Genomic DNA, 19,164 nt, shown 5'->3' on the forward strand with positions numbered 1-19,164 from the left:
CTGGTCGCAGGGTAGGGGCCGAGCTTTATAAAACCAAGGCTCGAAGCCGCAAAGAAGCTCGCGTTCCGAACGGCTGCCCTGTCGCGTGGACGCCAAACCGTTCGGACGCTTTGCGATCGGTCTAGCGGGCTGGCGGAAATTCCAGCTTCTTTACGTCGTAGCCAAGTTCGCTCGCCTTGCGCACCATGCGGTTGAGCTTGGATTTCGATGGTACGGTTCGCGAATAGATCCACAGGTCCGACATCGACGGGTTGGCGCTGATGAACCAGGATTTATCCGGCGATTTGTAGAGCACGCGGTAGGTGAAGGTGATGAGCAGTGGATAGCGGACGCGCATCGTTGCGTTCGTCGTTCCGTAATCCTGGATCTTCCCGGTCCCATTGATCGTCTTGAGGCGACCGTTTGGAGTATCGACACGACAACCGTCTTCGACCATGACCGTGTCAGGCGTTTTGCCCTTGCGGTAGGTGGAATAACCGGCAACACAGCCGTCGGTCAGGAACATCGGGGTCCTCCCGATTTCCAGCCATGTCCCCCGGTAATGATCCGGCCCGACTTTGACGACATCGGGAGCGGCGAGGGCCTGCGATACGACGCCGATCGCGAAAAGGCATGTGATTAAGTGCAAGCTGAGATGTCTGATAAGATTGTGCATATGCTCATCCTGTCGGTTGCCGATCCCGCGTGATCTCGAGGCAACCGTACTCCCCGGGGAAGTACTCGCTGTTGCCAAACGGAACCACACATCAGCCGCATTCAGGGTCGCCGAGACATGCGCCACAGGCACAACCAGTTTGTTTGCCGGCCAACGATGTGGATCTATGGCTGCGACGGGCAAAATCAAGCGCGTTGCCACGCGCGAACAACTGCTCGGCTGGTCTCGATCCAAGGGCGCGGCTTATCGGGTTGGCCCTATCGCTTGGTAAGCAAGATTGCTGCAAAGGGCTCCGAGTTGACGTTCGTGAGAGGTTGACTTAGGAGGGGCCGCCGTGACGCTTGATGTCCTCGTCTTGCCCCTGTCACAGCGTTGCTGCGATCAGACCTGCCTCGTGGACATCCTGTGGCCAGACCATCATAGAGCCGCGCCAGTGTAGGCGTTTGACAAGCCGGATTTTACACCATGAGTGCCCAACCCGAAGTCGCTGGTTTTTACGACGCGCGTAGCGGCAGCATCCAGTATGTCGTAAGCTGCAAGGCCACGAAGAAATGCGCCATCATCGATCCGGTTCTCGACTACGACGAGAAATCCGGAAGCACCGCCACGCGTCACGCCGATGCGCTCCTTTCACATATCCAGATGCAGGGACTGGACGTCGCGTGGATCCTCGACACGCATCCCCATGCAGACCATCTCACCGCAGCAGCATACCTCAAGTCGAAGACCGGCGCGCCGACCGCGATCGGCGCCGACGTGGTCAAGGTCCAGGCGCTATGGAAGGACATCTACAATGCGCCGGCGATGCCAACCGACGGATCCCAGTGGGACCGGCTGTTTTCGGATGGCGACCGGTTCATGATCGGTGAGATCGAGGGCCGCGTCATGCATTCGCCCGGCCACACACTGGCATCGATCACGTATCTGGTCGGTGATGCGACCTTCATCCACGACACGCTGTTCATGCCCGACAGCGGTTCGGCCCGCGCCGATTTTCCCGGAGGCAGCGCTGAAGATCTGTGGTCGTCGATCGAGGCAATCCTGAACTTGCCCGACGACACCCGGCTGTTCACCGGCCACGATTATCGTCATGGCGGGCGGGAAGCGCTCTGGGAGAGCACCGTCGCGCAACAGAAGGCGCAGAACATCCACCTCCGGTCAGGGCGTGACGAGTTTATCCAGTCCCGCATCAGCCGTGACAAAACGTTGCCGTTTCCAAAACTGATGCTGCATGCCCTGCAGGTCAATCTGATGGCAGGAGAGCTGCCGCCAAAGGAGGCGAACGGTGTGAGGTACCTGAAGATCCCGATCGACGCTTTCCCTGTGGCGGCTTGGTAAGACATTTGTCGGCGCCAAGCGCAACCTCACGAAATAGTGCGGCCGTAGGCGGTTTGATGCTTTTCAGAAGGGGATAATGTTTGCATATTGTCTCGGCAGACGACGATACAGTCGTCGGCAACCCTCGGTATAGCTTGGAGGAGCGATTACATGAAGCGGACGTGGCCTGAGGAATTTGACTTCATACTGGATGGGGCTGAGGAGGTTTCGCTGGAGGTTCCAGTGGCCCGCAAGGGAGATGTTTCGCAGGGCGAAACGGTAACGCGCCATGCTCTTAAGGTCCGTCTCACGCAACAGGATTACGAACGTGTCTGGCCGTTGGCGGAAACACGCTATCGTCTTGGCGGTAGCCGTACTGGCAAAGCGATCACGCTGATCGCCAACAATCCGCACTACCAGCAATGGCACCCGGCCGACGGAGGTTCGGACGCAGGCGATGCCGAGGGCGGCCGATCCTATGCGACCCGCTATGTGGTCGTGTTCTTCCTGCTCGACGAAGTGCGAGAGACTGCAGACGCCTGACCTCTTGAGATCGCAGCCGGCCTAGAAACCCGACTGCACATGAGAGAAAATCTCGACAACGAGAAGATTGAGTTGGCCGCCTATGAACGGGGCGGCCACTGCCAGCGCTACAAAGACAGCAACAATTTTTGGCGCAAAGCTCAGCGTGCTTTCCTGGACCTGCGTGAGAGCCTGGACAAGGCTGATAACCAGGCCGACTGCCATCGCGGTGAAAACCGCAGGCGCTGAAGCAAGGAGCATTGCCCAGACAGAGATCCGCAGGATCTCCAACGCGTCTGCTTCTGTCATTTCACACCAGCATTGAATGTATATTGGGCGGCGAGACCGCGTTTCGTATCTGCCTTAATACAGATTCGGCGGTTATCAGAGTTAAGTATTGTTAAGATGCGTAAAACGTCTGGACTGCGATAAAATAACGTACAATTTGCGTATTGAAGCAGAGACGTAATGCGGAGATGCTTAGCCACCGCAGCTCATATCTTGCTTGTATTACTGCTCGCTTATGTGGCGCCGGACTTGGTTCGGTCCATGAAGATACGCGATTTTATTCAATGGTGGTTGGAGGCGTTATGGACATCGGTCTGTCGGGAGAAGTTCTTCCCTTCGATGAGGGCGATGCCGCCGATCTACTGAAGGTTATGGGGCACCCCGCACGGTTCAAAGTCCTCTGTCTGGTACAGGATCGGGAGCGCGACGTGCGTTCACTCGCAAAGGCGGTGAATCTCAGCCAATCGGCACTCTCTCAACACCTGAAGATTCTCAGAGACGCGAACCTCGTCTCGGCGCGTCGACAAGCGCAGACGGTTTTCTATCGCTCTCACGAGGAAGGTGTCCGGCAGGTTCTCGACTGTATGCAAAGCATATTCTGTCCCGTCGCAGAGACTCACGATGCTGTGGCGGTTGCCTACGCTTAGACCCTACGCAACGACCTTGACGATGTCCCAGCTCTCTTCTGTCAATATCGACCGCTGTCTTGAGAATGCAATGAGCGCGCTGCCGGTCATAGCAGCGCTTACATGCGGCATGAATTTTAAGGCAAAAACTCGTATTTTTGGCTCTATGCTTGACGATTGCCAGATATAGCCTCGGTCAAACGATGGCGCTGCTTAAATCAAGTTCTGCTACTATAGCATGGGGCGAACTATTAACGGTTTTTTAGCCCCTGAATCCTAGATTTGTGGTGCCAGATAGGCGCCGTGGCGCCGCATACCCATGAGGGTTTTATGGCCGTGAAGATCAGGAACAGCCGCCACCTGACAGTCTAACACCTGTTCGGTAGACATCTGGGTTTTTGAGCCCCCTTGCTTGCCCCGCGATGGCTTCGAAGCACGCGCGCCGGTGATGGACTGCGTTCCCGTCAGCAACAGATCGCACTCGCTTTAGCGGGCAGACCAACCATGCCTTGTTACCAAGGGACCGCAGCAGGGGACATACATGAGTACGCAGAAATCAGCACAGGCAACGCTTAACGACCGACTGGACTTCGCCGGTCTTGGTGATCCACAGCGCAGGACACTCGCAGCATTGGCGCCCATCATCAACGGGTCGCTCGATAGCGCGCTCGATGTGTTTTACGCCAAGGTCCGTCATCACCCGGAAACCTCCAAATACTTTTCCGGTGAAAATCACATCACCCAGGCAAAAGGACGACAGGCTCGACACTGGGAAACGATTTCCTCGGCAAAGTTCGACGAAGCCTATGTTGATGAAGTCACCATGATCGGCAAAGCCCATGCAAGGCTTGGGCTTCAACCGCGCTGGTACATTGGCGGCTATGCGTTGATGATCGAGAACATCGTGCGCGCCGTCATCGATAACGAGCTTGGTAGTTTTCTGGTTCGCGGCAAACGCCAAAAGATCGGAGACGACGTAACGACGGTTGTCAAAGCGGCCCTCGTGGACATGGATTATGCGATCTCCGTCTATCTCGACGTCCTTGCGGACGAGAGAGCCAAGGCTGAAGCGGAGCAGGCGACGCTGAAAGCGGAACAAGACACAGCGCTCTCAGCCCTCGAAAGTGCGTTGAGATCTCTCTCCGGCGGTGATCTGACCCGGCCCTTGGAACAGCCCCTCGCGGTCAGTTTCGACGGGCTCAAGCATAATTTCAACGATTCCGTATCGAGCCTCAACGGTGCTCTTTCCGAGATCTCAAGCACGGTCGGCTTCGTTCTCTCGCAGTCGGCCGAAATCGCCACTGCGACCGACGAAATGGCAAAGCGCACCGAACGGCAGGCCACGGCGCTTGAAGAAACAGCGGCAGCGCTGGAACAGATCAGTTCAATCGCGCGGCAGTCTCAAACCCGGACGACAGAAGTCCAGGCGGTCGTAACGGCGTCTGCAACAGAGGCAGCAACGTCCGGAGAAATCGTAGAGCAGGCCGTCAAGGCGATGAGCGACATTGTCGAGTCATCCAAACAAATGAACGACATCATTAGTGTCATCGACGAAATCGCGTTCCAGACGAACCTCCTCGCACTCAATGCGGGGGTCGAAGCAGCCCGTGCCGGTGACCAGGGGAAAGGCTTTGCGGTGGTGGCGCAGGAGGTGCGGGAGCTCGCGCAACGCTCAGCCCGGGCCGCCAAGGAAATCAAGGATCTCATCTCGAGATCTTCTCAGGATGTCGCGCGCGGCGTCGATCTTGTGAACACAACGGGCAAGGCATTGAGAAGCATCGGCAGACAGGTGCAGACGATCGACGAACACATGGTATCGATTGCCATGTCGTCGCGCGAACAGGCGACTGGGATAGCTGAAATCAACTCTGCCGTGGGCAGCATGGATACGATCACGCAGCAAAACGCTGCCATGGTGGAAGAGACGTCTGCGGCGACGATAAAACTCTCCAACGAGGCCGAGAGACTTTCCGAGCTTGTCGCCGGGTTCAAAACGACGCCAAGCGCGGTAGGCCAAAGCAACGGTCGGGCGCATGCGCCTGCAGCTTCGCCTGCGCGACAAATGATCCAGTCGCTTCCTGGCAAACTACAGCGGTCGAAGGCGGCCAATGAAGGCTGGTCGGAATTCTGAGCATGGCGACCCGGTACGCCACATCATGAGGGTAGTTTTGTGAAAATGCTGATCGCAATACCACTCGCACTGCTGGCTGCCGGGCTCTCCACCGCACAAGCGCTCGATAAACTGATCCTTTTGGTCAGGAGGAATCTCGAGCACCTGGACGTCGGGAATACGGCGCAGTTCGATCTGAACATGCTCACGGGGTTTGCGGGTCGCCGAGGGTATAGGTCGGGATCCAAAGCGACCGGGGCCGAATGGATAGAGATGACGGAAGTCGTCGAGTTTGTGACTCGTATTGTGGACGCAAAACTAGCTGGAGGTTTTTCACCCGCGAACCTCTCCATCGGGCGAGGTTGAGGCTAGGGAATGATGACAGACAGAACCTGCGACATGCAATATCGGGTGGATCTGCGGTTCTTGCCGTCACCGGTCGTCCTGCTGTGGCAATCCCCTAAAGTGAATAAGGGTTAGGCCGATGCTTTCGGATGAACGGGCGGCAGCCTCACTCTTTTCCAGTGCGACACAAGGCGGAGATGGGCTGGACGGAATGTTGCAGACGCTGTTTCACATCTCTCCGCTTGCCTATGCCATTTCGACGGCCGGGCCAAACTCCGTTTATGTGCGGGTCAACCAGGCTTACATGGACCTCGTCGGGATGAACGAAACGGCACTGGTTGGTCGCAAACTGACGGATGTCGGCCTGATCGTCGATGGCTCAGACCGTGTTGCCAGGATCAAACTCCTTGACGAGGTTGGGTATTACTCCGCGCAGTCGGGCAAGATCCGGCATCGTGACGGGCGGGAAATTTCCGTGATGATCTCCGCACGCCGGATCAAGATCGGAAACGACCTCTACGATCTCGAGGCGCTGACCGATGTCACCGAACAGACGAGCGCGCAAATCAGACAGGAAGAGGCGTTGCGAGCTGCGGCCGTCACCGATAGCCTGACCGGGCTTCCGAACCGTCTTGGGTTCGAGCAACGGATCGCTCACTTTATCGAAGATCGCGCCAACCATGAGGAGTTCGGGCTCGCAATCTTCGATCTCAACGGCTTCAAGATCGTCAATGACATGCACGGTCACCCGGTCGGGGACGAGTTGCTTGCGGTTATCGGGAAAAGACTGTTGTCGTCCCTGAGAGCGGGAGAATTCGTTTCGCGGCTGGGCGGTGACGAGTTTGCCCTCCTGTTCCAGTCAGACATGGGAGACAGTGAAATGCAGGAGCAGAGGCTCGCCGTGATGATGGACACTGTGCTGGCCGCCGTCACGATCGGAAGCAAAACGCTGCGCGTCGGTGCGGCGCTCGGTTTTGGCTTTGCAAGCGAGGTCAAGTGGTCGAGAACGGCTCTTGTAGCTCTCGTAGATCGGCGCATGTATCACGCCAAACTGACGCGGCGAAGTATTGCGATCCTCGGGCCGCCGGAGGCCTTGGCAACGGCCAGCGGCTGATGCCACCCATGGCGACGTGTAAAGACCCTGCCGGTTACGAACCGGCAGGGTCTGATGTCGTGGTCTAGCGGCGGACAGCCTTGACGTCTTCCGCAGTGACCGGCGGAGCGTCGTTATGCCAGGCCTGGCGCAGGAAGGTGGCAAGTGCTGCCGCTTCTTCGTCGTTCAGGCGGTCGTTATAGCCCTGCATGCGCACGCGCATGGGACGGTCCTTGGTCGAAGGCAGTTCCGCTCCGTGCAGCATGACATCCAACAGGCCCTTTGAAGACTTCGCGGTAACCAGCGAATTTCCGTCAAGCTCCGGGAAGATTTCCGCGGCACCCTTGCCGTTGACAAAGTGGCAGCCACCGCAATTGTCGAGATAGAGGCGGGGACCGAGCGGCATATCCGCTTTGGCTTCCGTCAGCATTTTCTCGGTGTCGGTAACCTCGGCCTTTTCAGGCGCCGCCGAAGGCGTTGCCGGTGCCGTGGAACCACCAGTGCTGCCGATCTTCTTGAGGTAGGTTGCGATCGCCAGATTGTCCTCGGGCGTCATGTATTGCAGCGAATCGCGCACCACCAGCATCATCTCGCCGGTTGCCGTGGAATGCGCGTTGCGGGCAGTCGTAAGATAGGCCGCCAGCTCTTGGGTAGACCATTTCTGCGGTGCGCTTTGCGGGCCGCGCAGGTCAGGTGCCGTATAGCCGTCGATCTCGCCGCCGGTCAGGAAGGCAGCGCTGCTCTCGTCGGTGCCATCCTGTGCCATCAGCAGGTTGCGCGGGCTGTGGCAGGCGGCGCAGTGTCCGGCGCCCTGCACGAGATAGGCACCACGGTTGAACTGCTCGTCCTGCGAAACAGGTTCAAAGCCCGGCTTGCCCAGCGCCAGCCAGTTCCAGGCGCGAATGCCCCAGCGCTGGTTGAACGGGAAGGACAGTGCCGTTTCCTCGACCTTGTTGGAAACTGCAGGCACCTCGGTCATGAAATACTGGTAGAGGGCCTGGATGTCCTGTTCCGTCAGCTTGCGATAGTTTTCGTAAGGCATGGCCGGGTAGAGATGCGCACCGTCGTTGCGAACGCCGTCGTAGAGCGCCGCGCGGAAATCATCGAGCGTGTAATTGCCGATGCCGGTTTCCTTGTCCGGGGTGATGTTGGTGGCCCAGATCGTGCCCATCGGGCTGTGGATCGGCCGGCCGCCGGCGAAGGGCTCGCCGCCTTCCGCGGTGTGACAGGCCATGCAGTCACCGGCCCGCATGGCGTATTCGCCACTGCCTGCCGGTGCTTTGTAATCAGCCGGGAGCTGGGCAACCGCGGCAGTGCGCTGGACCGGCACGAAGATGAAGGCGAGAAGGCCGACGACGCCGAGAACGGCGAGGATGAGAATGACGCGAAGAAAGGTTTTCATCGTTGCGCTCCTCACACCAGTGGCCGCGGATTGGACAGGTACTGCGTCCGGATCGCATGCGCCGCCCAATAGGCCAGGCCGCCGACCATGCCGGTCGGGTTGTACTGGGTGTTCTGCGGGAAGGCGCCGGCGCCCATCACGAAGATGTTGTGCTTGTCCCAGGCCTGCAGATATCGATTGATTGCCGAGGTCTTCGGATTGTCTCCCATCACAGTGCCGCCCACATTGTGCGTCGTCTGGTAAGGACGCACGTCGTACATGGCGCCGTCCTTCTTGAAGCCTTCCTGCATTGAGGTCGGGTTCATCGACTTGGCGATCGGCTCCATCTTCGACTTCATGAACTGGGTCATGCGGATGTCGTTCGGCTGCCAGTTAAACGTCATGCGCATCAGCGGACGACCGTGGCGATCCTTGTAGGTCGGGTCGAGGTCGAGATAATTGCCGCGATAGGACATGTGTGAACCGTGCGAGCCGATCGACATCGAGTGGCCGTACCACTCGCCGATGCCCTTCTTCCAGCCGGCACCCCAGGTCGGCGTGCCCGCGGGGAGCGCCATGGAGCGGATCGGCTGACCGTTGGACTGGCCGGCACGCCAGTAGGCGCCGCCGATAAAGCCTTCACGACCGAAGTCGATATTGTCCATGCCGAAATCATCGATCGACATGCCGTTGGCACCGGTACCGATGAACGGATTGAACACCTCGTCCTTGAAGAACATCGTGTAGCCGCCGTTCATCTGGTAGGCATAGCTGCGACCGGTGACGCCTTCGTTCGTTGCGGGATCAAACGGCTGACCGATGCCCGAGAGCAGCATCAGATGGACGTTGTGCAACTGGTAGGCGGCCAGGATTACCAGATCCGCGGGCTGGAACACCTCTTCGCCGGCCTTTTCGTCAAAATAGGTCACGCCGGTCGCGGTTTTGCCGTCGGGCGCCATTTCGATTTTCAGCACTTCCGCGTGGGTGCGGTATTCGAAGTTCGGCTTGCGCTTCAACGCGTCGAGGATCGCCGTCTGCGGCGAGGATTTCGAATAGTTGTAGCAGCCGTAGCGCTCGCAGAAACCGCAGTGGTTGCAAGGGCCCATCTGCATTCCGTATTCGTTGACATAGGCCTGCGAGGCAATGCCGCCCGGGCTCGGGAACGGGTGACAGCCGGCAGCTTTCGCGGCTTCGGCAAATTTGGCTCCGTCCCAGGTCACCGGCATAGGCGGCATCGGGTATTCGCGCGAGCGCGGTGCCTCAAACGGGTTGCCGCCCTCGATTTTCTTGCCATTGAGATTGCCGGCCTTGCCGGAAATCCCCGCGACATGCTCGAACCGATCGAAAAACGGCTCCAGCTCTTCGTAGCTGACGGGGTAATCCTGCAGGTTCATGTCTTCCGGAATGATGCCTGCGCCCCAGCGCTCTTCCACATGCGAGCGCAGACGGTATTCCGAGAGCTGCGGACGCCAGTTCAGACCGTTCCAGTGGGTGCCTGCACCGCCCACACCGATACCCGGCAGGAACGAGCCGAGGCTGCGATAGGGCAGGGCGGCTTCATCGACGTTGCGACGGATCGTCAGGGTCGAATTGCGCGGCTTTTGCATCATGCCGAGACGAACGCCGTATTTCAGCTCGTCGATCATGTTCGGGTACTGGAAATCCGGAACGGTGTTCTGGTCATGGCCGCGTTCAAGCGCAACGATCTCCAGACCCTCGTTGGCGAGTTCCATGCCGAGGATCGAGCCGGTCCAGCCGAGACCGACGATGACGACGTCCTTCTTCTTTGCAGTGCGTGCCATCGTTATGCCCTCTCACCGGAAATCGAAACGGGACCGAGCGGGTAGGCGACGTTGTGCTTCAACACCCACTCCTTGTAGCTGCCGCGGGCACCTGGGAAACCGATATATTTCCAGGCCTGCATGCCGTGATTGCCACCATACATCGGGTCTGCGAAGTAGCCCTCCTTGGTGTTCTGCAAGAGGATCGTGAAGAAGTCGCGCAGTTCGGGCTTGATCTTCATCTCGTCTTTCTGGAGGGAGGTCAGGGCCTTGTCCTGGGTTGCGGCGTCAAGCTCGGCAAATATCTTGCCGTGCGTCTGCTGACACCATGCGTCGAACACCGGGATACCCTGCTGATAGATTTGCAGCGGCGTCAAAGGCGATTGCCAGCCGCGGAACGGATGGGCTGCGGCATCGTGCGGACCTTCCATGTACCAGTCTGCCGCCTCACCAAATCCACCGGCCAGTTCCTTGTCGATAAAGACGGGGACGCGGGCCTCGATGGCACCGGGACCTTCGCCTTCGGAGGGAATGAGCCGCGCCGTGGCAGCCATAACGAAGGCCCACTCAGTGGGCTTGAGACAGACCGGCTGGTATTCTTCGATCGGTGGCGGGGCCGGCGGGGTCTCCGCCTTCGCCTGCATCACCACGCCGACGACGGCCGCACTTGCCGCCGAAGCTTTCAAAAAGCTACGGCGGGACGGTAACCCCGGGACATCTCTCATTGTATCGCTCCTTGGTGTCCCGACAGGGGGCCGGAACCGAATAGGCTGGAAACGTGAGGCACCCGTCGCTGCGACATATGGCCTCATTCGTTGCTGACCTTTAAACCCGCAAGGTTTGAGTATGCAATGCTTATGAGGTACGATTTATGAGAAAAATTTTGCGCTAATTAGCGATGCTGCGATGCGTGCGCACAAACGCCTACCTCTGCGGGAAGTTCGTGGCTTGCTCGACTTCATCGAGTATTATTATCAATTGTCAATTTGCCGGCGGATCGCTGTCGGCGTTCGAAATTCAGGTGGCGGGATCCGCAGGACCGGTCCGATAAAAAAGGTGGGAGGGACACGGCCGGTTGCCGACGTCAGTGGATTGTCGGTGTTTTGCCGGAATACGCGTCCTGGAGGATCACGATCAGCCGCGAGGCAATAGCCCGTATTTCAGCTTGCTCCGATATCGAGAGATCGGCCTCGCTGCGAGCAAGAGTTTCCAGCGCTGCCGTCGTGTCGTTGACCATCCGGGCGACACCCATCCGGCTGAGCGGGCTGAGGCGCCAGTTCAGATGCCGGATGATACCGGCGAGATCGCCAAGCCGCTGAGCGCTGAAACGCATGTTCCTATCCCGTACTCACTACAATTCAGGACAAGGATGAGCGCTAACCCGTCAAAATTTGGTTACAGCGACTTGGTTACCGCGACGGCGCCAGTACGACCGGAAACGGACGCATAACGACGCGGGCTCTAATTTAGCATTAATCCTTCATTAGTTAGTTGCCTCTAAAATTCGGGTATCAGACCGTCGCGGTCGTGCCGTTGCTTCAGATGGAGGGGGTTCGTGATGAAATTCGAAGTTTGCCTGGTTACCGAAAGTGCTCTCCCATGACTTTAAAGTCTTCTGTCAGCACCCTTTCGGACCTCAACGAGATCGCCGTTCTGCGCAACAAGGCACGCGCAATCGACCGTGCGCAAGCGGTCATCGAATTTGATCTAACCGGCACGGTAAAGAACGCTAACGAGAACTTCCTTTCCCTCATGGGCTATTCGCTGGCCGAGGTGCGTGGCCGACATCACTCCATGTTCTGCGAGCCGGAGATCGTCGAAGCTCCCGAATATGCCGCGTTTTGGAGTGATCTGGCGGAGGGCAAGCTCCACGACGGAGAGTTCAAGCGCATCGGACGCGGCGGACGCGAGGTGTGGATCCGGGCGAGCTACAATCCGATCCTCGACGACAACGGCGTGACCATCGGGGTGGTCAAGTACGCGATGGATGTCACAGCGACCAAGTCGGTAGAGGCGGAACTCCTGGGAAAAGTAGCGGCGATCGACCGCGCAATGGCCGTGATCGAATTCGACCTCGAAGGCCACGTCCTCGCAGTGAACGAAAATTTCCTCACCCTGATGGGATTCGCTCGGGAAGAGGTCATCGGTCAGCATCACCGGATGCTGTGCGGAGCCGACCAAACCCGAACACCCGCCTACAAGGCATTCTGGCAGAGGTTGGGGCGCGGCGACTATGAGAGCGGAGAGTACCGTCGTCTCGCCAAGGGCGGAAAGGATGTCTGGATCCAGGCGACCTACAATCCCATCTTCGATCTCAACGGCAACCCCTGCAAGGTGGTCAAGTATGCCTATGACGTGACTGCCAGCAAGATCCGGAACGCCGAGTTCGAAGGCAAGGTCAACGCGATCGGCCGGGCCCAGGCCGTCATCGAGTTCGACTTGCACGGCAATATCCTTGACGCGAACGAGAATTTTCTTGCCGCCGTCGGCTACTCACTGGAGGAAGTCCGGGGCAAGCACCACCGGATGTTCTGCGACCCTGCCTTCACGCAGACAGCGGAATACGCTTCCTTCTGGGACCGGCTTGGACGTGGCCAGTTCGAAGGAGGGGAATACCGGCGCCTCACCAGAAGCGGTAACGACATATGGCTTCAGGCGACTTACAATCCGATCCTCGACCTCGCAGGCCGCCCGATCAAGATCGTAAAGTTCGCCTCTGACATCACGCAGGCGAAACTGCGCAACATCGAGTTCGAGGGAAGGGTCGACGCGATCTCGCGGGGGCAGGCAGTCGTCGAATTCGATCTCGACGGACATGTCGTTTCCGCCAACGAGAACTTCCTACGGGTCATGGGATACTCGCTTCGCGAAATCACGGGGCAGCACCACAGCATGTTCTGCAGCCAGGATTACATCGTTTCGGAAGACTACCGGGATTTCTGGCTGCGTCTCAACAAGGGTGAATTCTTTTCGGGGCGTTTTGCCCGCGTTGGAAAGTATGGCCGGGAAGTGCACATTCAGGGGATCTACAGCCCGATCGTCAATCTGCGGGGCGAGACGGTGCGCGTGGTGAAGTATGCCAGCGACATCACCGATCAGGTCAAGCTCGAGCATGACATCCGTTCGAAATCGCAGCAAATGACCAGCATTGTCGGAGAACTGTCCGGATCGATCGCGGAAATCACCGCTAACACCCGCACGGCCACCACGCTTGCATCCGAGACGCAGGGCAATGCGGAACAGGGTTCAGAAGCGCTGGGCAGCGCGATCGCGGCAATCGATCTCATCCAGAAGTCCTCCACGGAAATCTCCGATATCGTCAAGGTGATTGGCGAGATCGCCAGTCAGACCAACCTTCTCGCCTTCAACGCGGCAATCGAAGCCGCAAGGGCAGGGGAACATGGGGTCGGGTTCTCGGTCGTCGCGGGCGAGGTCAGGAAACTCGCCGAGAGAAGTTCGGAAGCTGCGCACGAGATATCCAAGCTCATCCAGGAATCGACCATGCGCGTCAACCAGGGAACGGACCGGTCGCAGCATGCGAGACTGGCTTTCGAACGGATCGTCGGCAGCGTGAACAAGACCGGCGAGTCCATCCGGGAGATTGCGCAATCGACGGATGCTCAGCAGCGTGTCTCAAGGACTGTTGTCGAGCTCATCAATGACCTGACGTCATCGACGGCGCAACAGCGCAAAGTAGGTTAACCCATGAACCAGATGGTCAGATCTCTCGCGATGCCGGAAGTGCTGAGAGGCAGTCGCCCTGCAACGCAGCAGTTCGGCCTCCTGCGCATTGGCGAGGCGATGCTTGCCATCAATGTCGAGAATATCCGAGAAGTCGTTCCGGCGCCCGGTGGGCTATCGAATGCAGGCATCGCGGCAACCGGCTTGTGCGGGTTGTTCGAATTGAGAGGCAGCACCATCCCGGTTATGGATATCCGACCGATGCTCGGCCTGCCGGCGACGGAGGCCTACGGCGCCGTGATTCTGGTCCTGCGGGTAAGACAGAGGCTGATATGCATTTTTGCTGACGAAGTGCGCGGCATCGCGACAGAAGACGTCGCGGCACTCGATGAACTGGGCGTGTCGCGACCCGCTGTACAGGGACCTTTGGTCACGCATTCATTCTTCCACAGCGGAAAGGTAATCTCGGTCCTGGCAGCGGAGCGCATCTTGGCGTTGCCGGGAATTCCGTCGGTGCAAGAGCCAGTCGCGGAGGCGGTCGCAAAGACGAGCTCGAATGCGAAGCCGCTTCTGCTGTTCACGTGCGGCGCGTTTTCTTTCGGCGTTGCGGCCGGGGTGGTCGAGGCCACCGCGCCGACCGCGCAGTTGAAGGATTCGCCGATGAAGACGGAGACCTGCCTCGGTGTCATCGATCATCATGGCACCCAGGTGCCGGTTCTTGATACGCTTCGGGTGCTTGGCATGGGCGTCCTGTCGGAACGCAAGCAGTCGTCCGTCCTCGTCCTGCGTTACCCCGACGACCGGCTGCTGGGCTTTGCGCTCGATACCGTCGTCGATATACGGCCGATACCGTTGGGCGACATTATGGCGATGCCTGATAATGCCGTAGAGACCGGGTCTGTTCTCAGCGGTGTCTATTCCGTCGACGGACGGACATTGTTTCTCGTCCTCGACGAGCGCACAATGATGAGTGACGATGTCCTGCTGATGTTTTCGCGACTTTCATCCACCAAGCGCAAGACAGCGGCGGCCGGTCGAGCGCCGGGGCAGCGCGGAGACGCGTTGCTGCCATACTTGGTCTTCAGAGCAGGGGGAGACATGGCAGCGCCGGTTGCCGATGTCCGGGAGATCGTCGAGATGCCGGAAGACTACGTTTCGTTGAACAATGTCGGACGCGGCACGATGGGCCTGTTTGTCCACCGTGGCACAGCTATCCCTCTCATCTCCCTTGCCAGACGGCTCCGGTTGCCTGCAGTTCCTCCCGGCCAAGAAAGTCGCGTTCTGCTCGTGTCGGACGGCCTCAAGACGACTGGCCTGGTGGTCGACAGTCTGGCACGGATCGAAATGGCCTCGAAATGTGCGACAGGACCGGACGCTACGGACTCCAGCGGGTTCGAGCATCGGATCCTGGGAGACTTCATGGTTCGGTCAGCGGACGGGCGGCTCCTCCCATATATCGACCTCAGAAAAGCCCTCGCTTGAAAGAGCCCGACTGTTGGTTGCAAAATCCAAGGTCGAGTCTTTACCTTTTGTTAACGTTGAGACGCCAAAACTCGTGTTGACGATCTTCCAACGGATTCTGATATGCCCGTCAGCCCGCTTTCCATTCTTGATCCAAACGCTCTCGACGACTATTGCGACCTGCGTTCGGTGCCGAAGCATCGTCATTTCGGAAAAAACGACATCGTTGACCGCCTGCGGTTGGCGGTTCCATTTGACTACATCTCCATCAGCGGTCTCGACGTCGACCACTACAGGTTCGGTCAGGGTTTTTCGATCGACACCGACATGCCTCCTGCATTCCTCGACGCCTATGACGCGGATCGCCTCTATCTGACCGACCCGTTCGTGCTAGCCGCGAAGGCCTCGAACGTGATCGTGGTCGAGAGCGAGGTCTACGCGGAAAATCCGCCGCCGCAGAGGCTCGTTTACCTCCAACGAACCTTCGGCCTGCACAACCGAACGCTTATCCCGATCCTCAGGAACGATGTCATTTACGGAGCGATCTGTTTTTCCCGCTCGACACCGTTTGACGAAAAAGAGTTGATCTTCCTTTCGCTGGTAGCGGAATCCATTCACACGGCTGTCACCAAGCCGCTGATGGATCGCTTCGCTGCCCACCAGCTTCGGCTTTCCAAGGGTGAAATTGCCTGCCTGACCCAGGCCAGTCTTGGGCTTACGAGCGAGGCGATTGCGGTCGCGACCGGATACCAGAACGATACGGTCAACAGTTACATAAAGTCGGCCGTGAAGAAGATCGGCGCGACCAACCGAACGCAGGCCATTGCCGAAGCTATACGCCGCCGGCTCATCGCATGATCGCATCGCCCTAGCTAAAAAGCGATCTGCCACAGGGCGCGGTCATCTTTCCGACCGTAAGCGCCTGAGGCAACAGCAAAGAAGTAAGAATTGAGCGATACGTCTCGTAACGTCTCTTTCTACTCCAATTCTCATTTCAAGATTCACCTAATATAAATGCCTCCGCCCTAGAATTAAGGCGTCCACAGCGTTGAACACGCAATCGGCATGACGCCGATCTGGGAGGAGCGCGGGGTGTATTCCACCACGCATGCCCCGATGGGACGCTGGCCAATAGGCACCCCCCGTTTTGACAGCTTGTCGCGCGCGCCGCGAGTCTACTTCGTATCTTGGAGTTTCAAGTGATAAACCGCATCATGATCGCAGCCGTCATTGTCGCTGGCGCGCTGCTTCCTCTTCAGGCGACGGCGCTTGACTTGCCGAAAGGCAAGGTGGTGCTTACGGTGACTGGCACCAAGCTCGATCATCCCAACGTCGGTGGCAAAGCCCAGTTCGACATGCCTATGCTCGAAGCCCTTGCGGGCCGCACGGGTGAAATGGAGACCCCCTGGACCGAAGGCGTGGTCAAGTTCTCCGGCCCGCTTCTGCGGTCTGTACTCGAGGCAGCGGGGGCCCATGGCAACAAGCTCAAGGTCATTGCGCTCAACGATTATGCCGCTGACCTGCCGATGGAAGATGCAACCTCGCTCGACACAATGCTCGCCACCCGCATGGACGGCAAGCTGATGTCTGTCCGCGACAAGGGCCCGCTCTTCCTCGTGTATCCTTTCGATAAGGACCAAGGTCTGTTCAACGAGAAATACTTCTCCCGGTCGGTCTGGCAGATCAAGGATATCGAGGTCACTGAATGATCACTGCCGCCCAGCAGAGTGGCGATATCATCCGGAAAGCCAGCAAGGCGACCGTCGTGCTGCAGTGCTTTGCCGTGTTGCTGTTGCTGGGCCTCGTTTTTCTGTTCGCCGATATCTCAAGGAAATACTCCGCCCTGCAGGACGGCATTCGCGAGAACGCTTTGTGGTCCGTCTACCAGCTCGACCGGGAAGCGCGCCGGTTGCACGAGACCCTGCACATCATGCTCGTTGAAAACGACCTGACTCCGGAGCGCATCAAGGCTCTCGGGACGCGCTACGACATTCTGTACTCGCGAATGAACATTCTCGACAAAACCTCGTTCGAGACAAAGTTCAAGCTGGATGCGGCTGTTGCCGAGCAGGTCACTGCCATTCGCGACGCGGTGTTCGGTCGCAGCGCCGTTTTCGACAGACTGGCCGCAGGCGACCCCGTGGATCCGGTGCAGCTAGAGACAGCAGATTCAGAGTTTGAGAGGCTGGTAGAGAACACGGAAAAACTGCTTCTCTATACGAACAGCACCGTCAGCATCGAACGGGCTGAGGCTCGGGACGCAGTCCTTGACCTTCAGATGAAATCGGCGGGTCTCGTCGCACTTCTTGTCTGCTGCGTGGTATTCCTCATTCTTACGCTGCGACGTCAGCTCAAGTCAGTTCAGCTTGCCGGTCTCAGCCTGGAGGCGATTTCGAACCAGCTGAAGGAGTCATATCTCGCGGCGGAAGCCGGGAACCGCGCCAAGTCCCAGTTCATGGCCACGATGGGACACGAGATCCGCACACCTTTGAACGCCATTCTCGGAACTGCGGAACTACTGGAGTTGTCTCCGCTACCGCCGTCAGTTGCCCCTGGCCTGCAGACCATCAGGCGTTCTGGTCAGGCGCTTCTCGAGATCATCAACGAAATCCTAGACTTCGCAAAGATCGAACACGGAAAACTGGACGTCGAGACCCGCGCGGTTGACGTTCGGGCCGTCGTCACAGCCACGGTCGAAATGGTACGAGACAGGGCAACTGAACACGGAAATCGCATTGCGCTGGAACTTCCGATCTCGTTCACCACGCCGGTCATATCCTCGGACCCCACCCGTCTGCGTCAGGTTCTTCTCAACCTGTTGAGCAACGCCATCAAATTCACGAGCGAGGGCACCGTCACGTTGCGCGTGCTGGAGATTGGCGAGCCGCAAGACGCACAGCTGAGGTTTGAGATTGAAGATACAGGCATCGGGATCGACGGTGAAGGTCTTGGCAAGCTATTCCAGCCGTTCTCGCAGGTCGATGCGTCTATCAGCCGGAAATACGGTGGTACGGGACTGGGACTGACCATCTGCAAGCAGATCGTAGAGGCGCTGTCGGGAACAATAGGTGTCAACAGCCGCAAAGGCGAGGGCAGCATCTTTTGGTTCGTAATCCCTGCCAACCCGGCCGAGAAGGGTCTTGTCGACGCCTTGGCGGCAAAGGCCGCGCCCCAACAGTTTCAGTCATGGAATATCCTTCTTGTCGAGGATAACGTGATCAATCAGCAGGTCGCGGCGGGGTTTCTCGCCCATCTCGGCCAGTTGGTCACGATCGCGAACGACGGGCTGGAAGCCGTCAAACTGACGGAGACGACCCGCTTCGATCTCGTCCTCATGGACATGCAGATGCCGAGGCTGGACGGCATAGAGGCTACCAAGCAAATTCGCGCTTCCAACGGCCTTAGCCGGAACGCTCCCATCATCGCGATGACCGCGAATGCTTCTGACGACGACAGGCGGCTTTGCGAGGAGGCGGGGATGACGGGGTTCCAGTCGAAGCCGGTCTCGATGCATCAGCTTCGGGGTATCATCGGGTCTCTGGAGGCGGCTGCGGAAACTGCTGTGGAGGCTGTCCAAAGTCCGAGCATCGATAACGCGTTCGAAACCCGGCGGTTGGAGATCGTGGAGGCACTGGGCGAAGAGACGTTCGACGAACTCCTGTCGAGCTTTTTCGAAGACGCAAGCCTACTCCTCACTGATCTTCACTCCGCCTTGGCCGTCAATGACCACCGTCATACCGATCATCTGCTGCACACTCTGAAGGGCGCAGCAAGCAGCGTCGGTCTTCAAGACGTGGCTGACCGGTCTCAGGACCTCCGTCATGCATCAATCACCGAAACCGTACTTGCAGACCTTGAAGACACAGTCACCCGCTACAGGCAGCTCCTTGTCGCATAAGGGACG

The 19,164-nt window shown here is 58.4% G+C and carries 17 protein-coding genes; 11 read left to right on the plus strand and 6 right to left on the minus strand.

Annotation, left to right across the window (positions count from 1 at the left end):
- Positions 1-121: 121 nt before the first annotated feature.
- Positions 122-655, minus strand: coding sequence for a lipocalin family protein (locus ACQY1P_RS01400; RefSeq protein WP_430253609.1), 534 nt, complete (start codon positions 653-655; stop codon positions 122-124).
- A gap of 465 nt (positions 656-1,120) precedes the next feature.
- Here ACQY1P_RS01400 and ACQY1P_RS01405 point away from each other — a divergent pair, with 465 nt between their 5' ends.
- Together ACQY1P_RS01405 and ACQY1P_RS01410 are read left to right on the plus strand one after the other, a co-directional pair.
- Positions 1,121-1,993 (plus strand): MBL fold metallo-hydrolase, encoded by an 873-nt coding sequence (locus ACQY1P_RS01405; RefSeq protein ID WP_174197741.1) that lies wholly within the window; start codon positions 1,121-1,123, stop codon positions 1,991-1,993.
- Positions 1,994-2,143: 150 nt separating this feature from the next.
- Positions 2,144-2,515, plus strand: a complete 372-nt coding sequence (locus ACQY1P_RS01410) for a hypothetical protein (RefSeq protein ID WP_062459825.1) — start codon at positions 2,144-2,146, stop codon at positions 2,513-2,515.
- Positions 2,516-2,536: 21 nt separating this feature from the next.
- Here ACQY1P_RS01410 and fliQ read toward each other — a convergent pair whose 3' ends face one another.
- On the minus strand, positions 2,537-2,803 hold the full coding sequence (gene fliQ / locus ACQY1P_RS01415; RefSeq protein ID WP_062459823.1) for a flagellar biosynthesis protein FliQ: 267 nt from the start codon (positions 2,801-2,803) through the stop codon (positions 2,537-2,539).
- A gap of 281 nt (positions 2,804-3,084) precedes the next feature.
- Here fliQ and ACQY1P_RS01420 point away from each other — a divergent pair, with 281 nt between their 5' ends.
- The 4 genes from ACQY1P_RS01420 to ACQY1P_RS01435 all read left to right on the plus strand — a co-directional run bounded on the left by ACQY1P_RS01420 (position 3,085) and on the right by ACQY1P_RS01435 (position 6,977).
- Entirely contained in the window at positions 3,085-3,429 is a 345-nt protein-coding gene (locus tag ACQY1P_RS01420; protein ID WP_062578407.1) for an ArsR/SmtB family transcription factor, read from the plus strand.
- 520 nt (positions 3,430-3,949) lie between these two features.
- On the plus strand, positions 3,950-5,539 hold the full coding sequence (locus ACQY1P_RS01425; protein WP_092663004.1) for a globin-coupled sensor protein: 1,590 nt from the start codon (positions 3,950-3,952) through the stop codon (positions 5,537-5,539).
- 39 nt (positions 5,540-5,578) lie between these two features.
- Positions 5,579-5,884 carry a hypothetical protein gene (locus tag ACQY1P_RS01430; protein ID WP_430245695.1) on the plus strand — a complete coding sequence of 102 codons (306 nt, stop codon included), beginning with the start codon at positions 5,579-5,581 and terminating at the stop codon, positions 5,882-5,884.
- Positions 5,885-6,002: 118 nt separating this feature from the next.
- Positions 6,003-6,977 (plus strand): GGDEF domain-containing protein, encoded by a 975-nt coding sequence (locus ACQY1P_RS01435; protein ID WP_430253611.1) that lies wholly within the window; start codon positions 6,003-6,005, stop codon positions 6,975-6,977.
- Between the two features lie 64 nt (positions 6,978-7,041).
- Here the strand turns inward: ACQY1P_RS01435 and ACQY1P_RS01440 are convergent, their stop codons facing one another.
- The 4 genes from ACQY1P_RS01440 to ACQY1P_RS01455 form a co-directional block, all read right to left on the minus strand.
- On the minus strand, positions 7,042-8,358 hold the full coding sequence (locus ACQY1P_RS01440) for a c-type cytochrome (protein ID WP_430253613.1): 1,317 nt from the start codon (positions 8,356-8,358) through the stop codon (positions 7,042-7,044).
- An 11-nt stretch (positions 8,359-8,369) separates the two neighbouring features.
- Positions 8,370-10,139 carry a GMC family oxidoreductase gene (locus ACQY1P_RS01445; protein WP_062459814.1) on the minus strand — a complete coding sequence of 590 codons (1,770 nt, stop codon included), beginning with the start codon at positions 10,137-10,139 and terminating at the stop codon, positions 8,370-8,372.
- Positions 10,140-10,141: 2 nt separating this feature from the next.
- On the minus strand, positions 10,142-10,843 hold the full coding sequence (locus ACQY1P_RS01450; protein ID WP_062577964.1) for a gluconate 2-dehydrogenase subunit 3 family protein: 702 nt from the start codon (positions 10,841-10,843) through the stop codon (positions 10,142-10,144).
- Positions 10,844-11,202: 359 nt separating this feature from the next.
- Entirely contained in the window at positions 11,203-11,451 is a 249-nt protein-coding gene (locus ACQY1P_RS01455; RefSeq protein WP_062459810.1) for a hypothetical protein, read from the minus strand.
- A 266-nt stretch (positions 11,452-11,717) separates the two neighbouring features.
- Here ACQY1P_RS01455 and ACQY1P_RS01460 point away from each other — a divergent pair, with 266 nt between their 5' ends.
- The 5 genes from ACQY1P_RS01460 to ACQY1P_RS01480 all read left to right on the plus strand — a co-directional run bounded on the left by ACQY1P_RS01460 (position 11,718) and on the right by ACQY1P_RS01480 (position 19,158).
- Positions 11,718-13,820 (plus strand): methyl-accepting chemotaxis protein, encoded by a 2,103-nt coding sequence (locus ACQY1P_RS01460; RefSeq protein ID WP_430253615.1) that lies wholly within the window; start codon positions 11,718-11,720, stop codon positions 13,818-13,820.
- Between the two features lie 3 nt (positions 13,821-13,823).
- A complete protein-coding gene (locus ACQY1P_RS01465; protein ID WP_430253617.1) occupies positions 13,824-15,281 on the plus strand; it encodes a chemotaxis protein CheW in 1,458 nt (485 codons plus the stop codon).
- A 102-nt stretch (positions 15,282-15,383) separates the two neighbouring features.
- Positions 15,384-16,118: an autoinducer binding domain-containing protein gene (locus ACQY1P_RS01470; RefSeq protein ID WP_430253619.1), complete on the plus strand. Its 735-nt coding sequence runs from the start codon at positions 15,384-15,386 to the stop codon at positions 16,116-16,118.
- Positions 16,119-16,459: 341 nt separating this feature from the next.
- On the plus strand, positions 16,460-16,969 hold the full coding sequence (locus ACQY1P_RS01475; protein WP_342366109.1) for a molybdopterin-dependent oxidoreductase: 510 nt from the start codon (positions 16,460-16,462) through the stop codon (positions 16,967-16,969).
- Positions 16,966-19,158: an ATP-binding protein gene (locus ACQY1P_RS01480; protein ID WP_430253621.1), complete on the plus strand. Its 2,193-nt coding sequence runs from the start codon at positions 16,966-16,968 to the stop codon at positions 19,156-19,158. Before ACQY1P_RS01475 ends, ACQY1P_RS01480 begins: the two co-directional genes overlap by 4 nt.
- Positions 19,159-19,164 lie beyond the last annotated feature (6 nt).

It is taken from the genome of Neorhizobium sp. DAR64872/K0K18 (assembly GCF_050500175.1).
GTDB lineage: Bacteria > Pseudomonadota > Alphaproteobacteria > Rhizobiales > Rhizobiaceae > Neorhizobium > Neorhizobium soli.

Excerpts from the sequence above, each read along its gene's own strand:
- ACQY1P_RS01480 (WP_430253621.1), top strand. The coding sequence starts at position 16,966 with ATGATCACTGCCGCCCAGCAGAGTGGCGATATCATCCGGAAAGCCAGC.
- ACQY1P_RS01435 (WP_430253611.1), top strand. The coding sequence starts at position 6,003 with ATGCTTTCGGATGAACGGGCGGCAGCCTCACTCTTTTCCAGTGCGACA.
- ACQY1P_RS01445 (WP_062459814.1), bottom strand. The coding sequence starts at position 10,139 with ATGGCACGCACTGCAAAGAAGAAGGACGTCGTCATCGTCGGTCTCGGC.
- ACQY1P_RS01450 (WP_062577964.1), bottom strand. The coding sequence starts at position 10,843 with ATGAGAGATGTCCCGGGGTTACCGTCCCGCCGTAGCTTTTTGAAAGCT.
- ACQY1P_RS01425 (WP_092663004.1), top strand. The coding sequence starts at position 3,950 with ATGAGTACGCAGAAATCAGCACAGGCAACGCTTAACGACCGACTGGAC.
- fliQ (WP_062459823.1), bottom strand. The coding sequence starts at position 2,803 with ATGACAGAAGCAGACGCGTTGGAGATCCTGCGGATCTCTGTCTGGGCA.
- ACQY1P_RS01460 (WP_430253615.1), top strand. The coding sequence starts at position 11,718 with ATGACTTTAAAGTCTTCTGTCAGCACCCTTTCGGACCTCAACGAGATC.
- ACQY1P_RS01465 (WP_430253617.1), top strand. The coding sequence starts at position 13,824 with ATGAACCAGATGGTCAGATCTCTCGCGATGCCGGAAGTGCTGAGAGGC.
- ACQY1P_RS01470 (WP_430253619.1), top strand. The coding sequence starts at position 15,384 with ATGCCCGTCAGCCCGCTTTCCATTCTTGATCCAAACGCTCTCGACGAC.
- ACQY1P_RS01405 (WP_174197741.1), top strand. The coding sequence starts at position 1,121 with ATGAGTGCCCAACCCGAAGTCGCTGGTTTTTACGACGCGCGTAGCGGC.
- ACQY1P_RS01440 (WP_430253613.1), bottom strand. The coding sequence starts at position 8,358 with ATGAAAACCTTTCTTCGCGTCATTCTCATCCTCGCCGTTCTCGGCGTC.
- ACQY1P_RS01400 (WP_430253609.1), bottom strand. The coding sequence starts at position 655 with ATGCACAATCTTATCAGACATCTCAGCTTGCACTTAATCACATGCCTT.
- ACQY1P_RS01410 (WP_062459825.1), top strand. The coding sequence starts at position 2,144 with ATGAAGCGGACGTGGCCTGAGGAATTTGACTTCATACTGGATGGGGCT.
- ACQY1P_RS01455 (WP_062459810.1), bottom strand. The coding sequence starts at position 11,451 with ATGCGTTTCAGCGCTCAGCGGCTTGGCGATCTCGCCGGTATCATCCGG.
- ACQY1P_RS01420 (WP_062578407.1), top strand. The coding sequence starts at position 3,085 with ATGGACATCGGTCTGTCGGGAGAAGTTCTTCCCTTCGATGAGGGCGAT.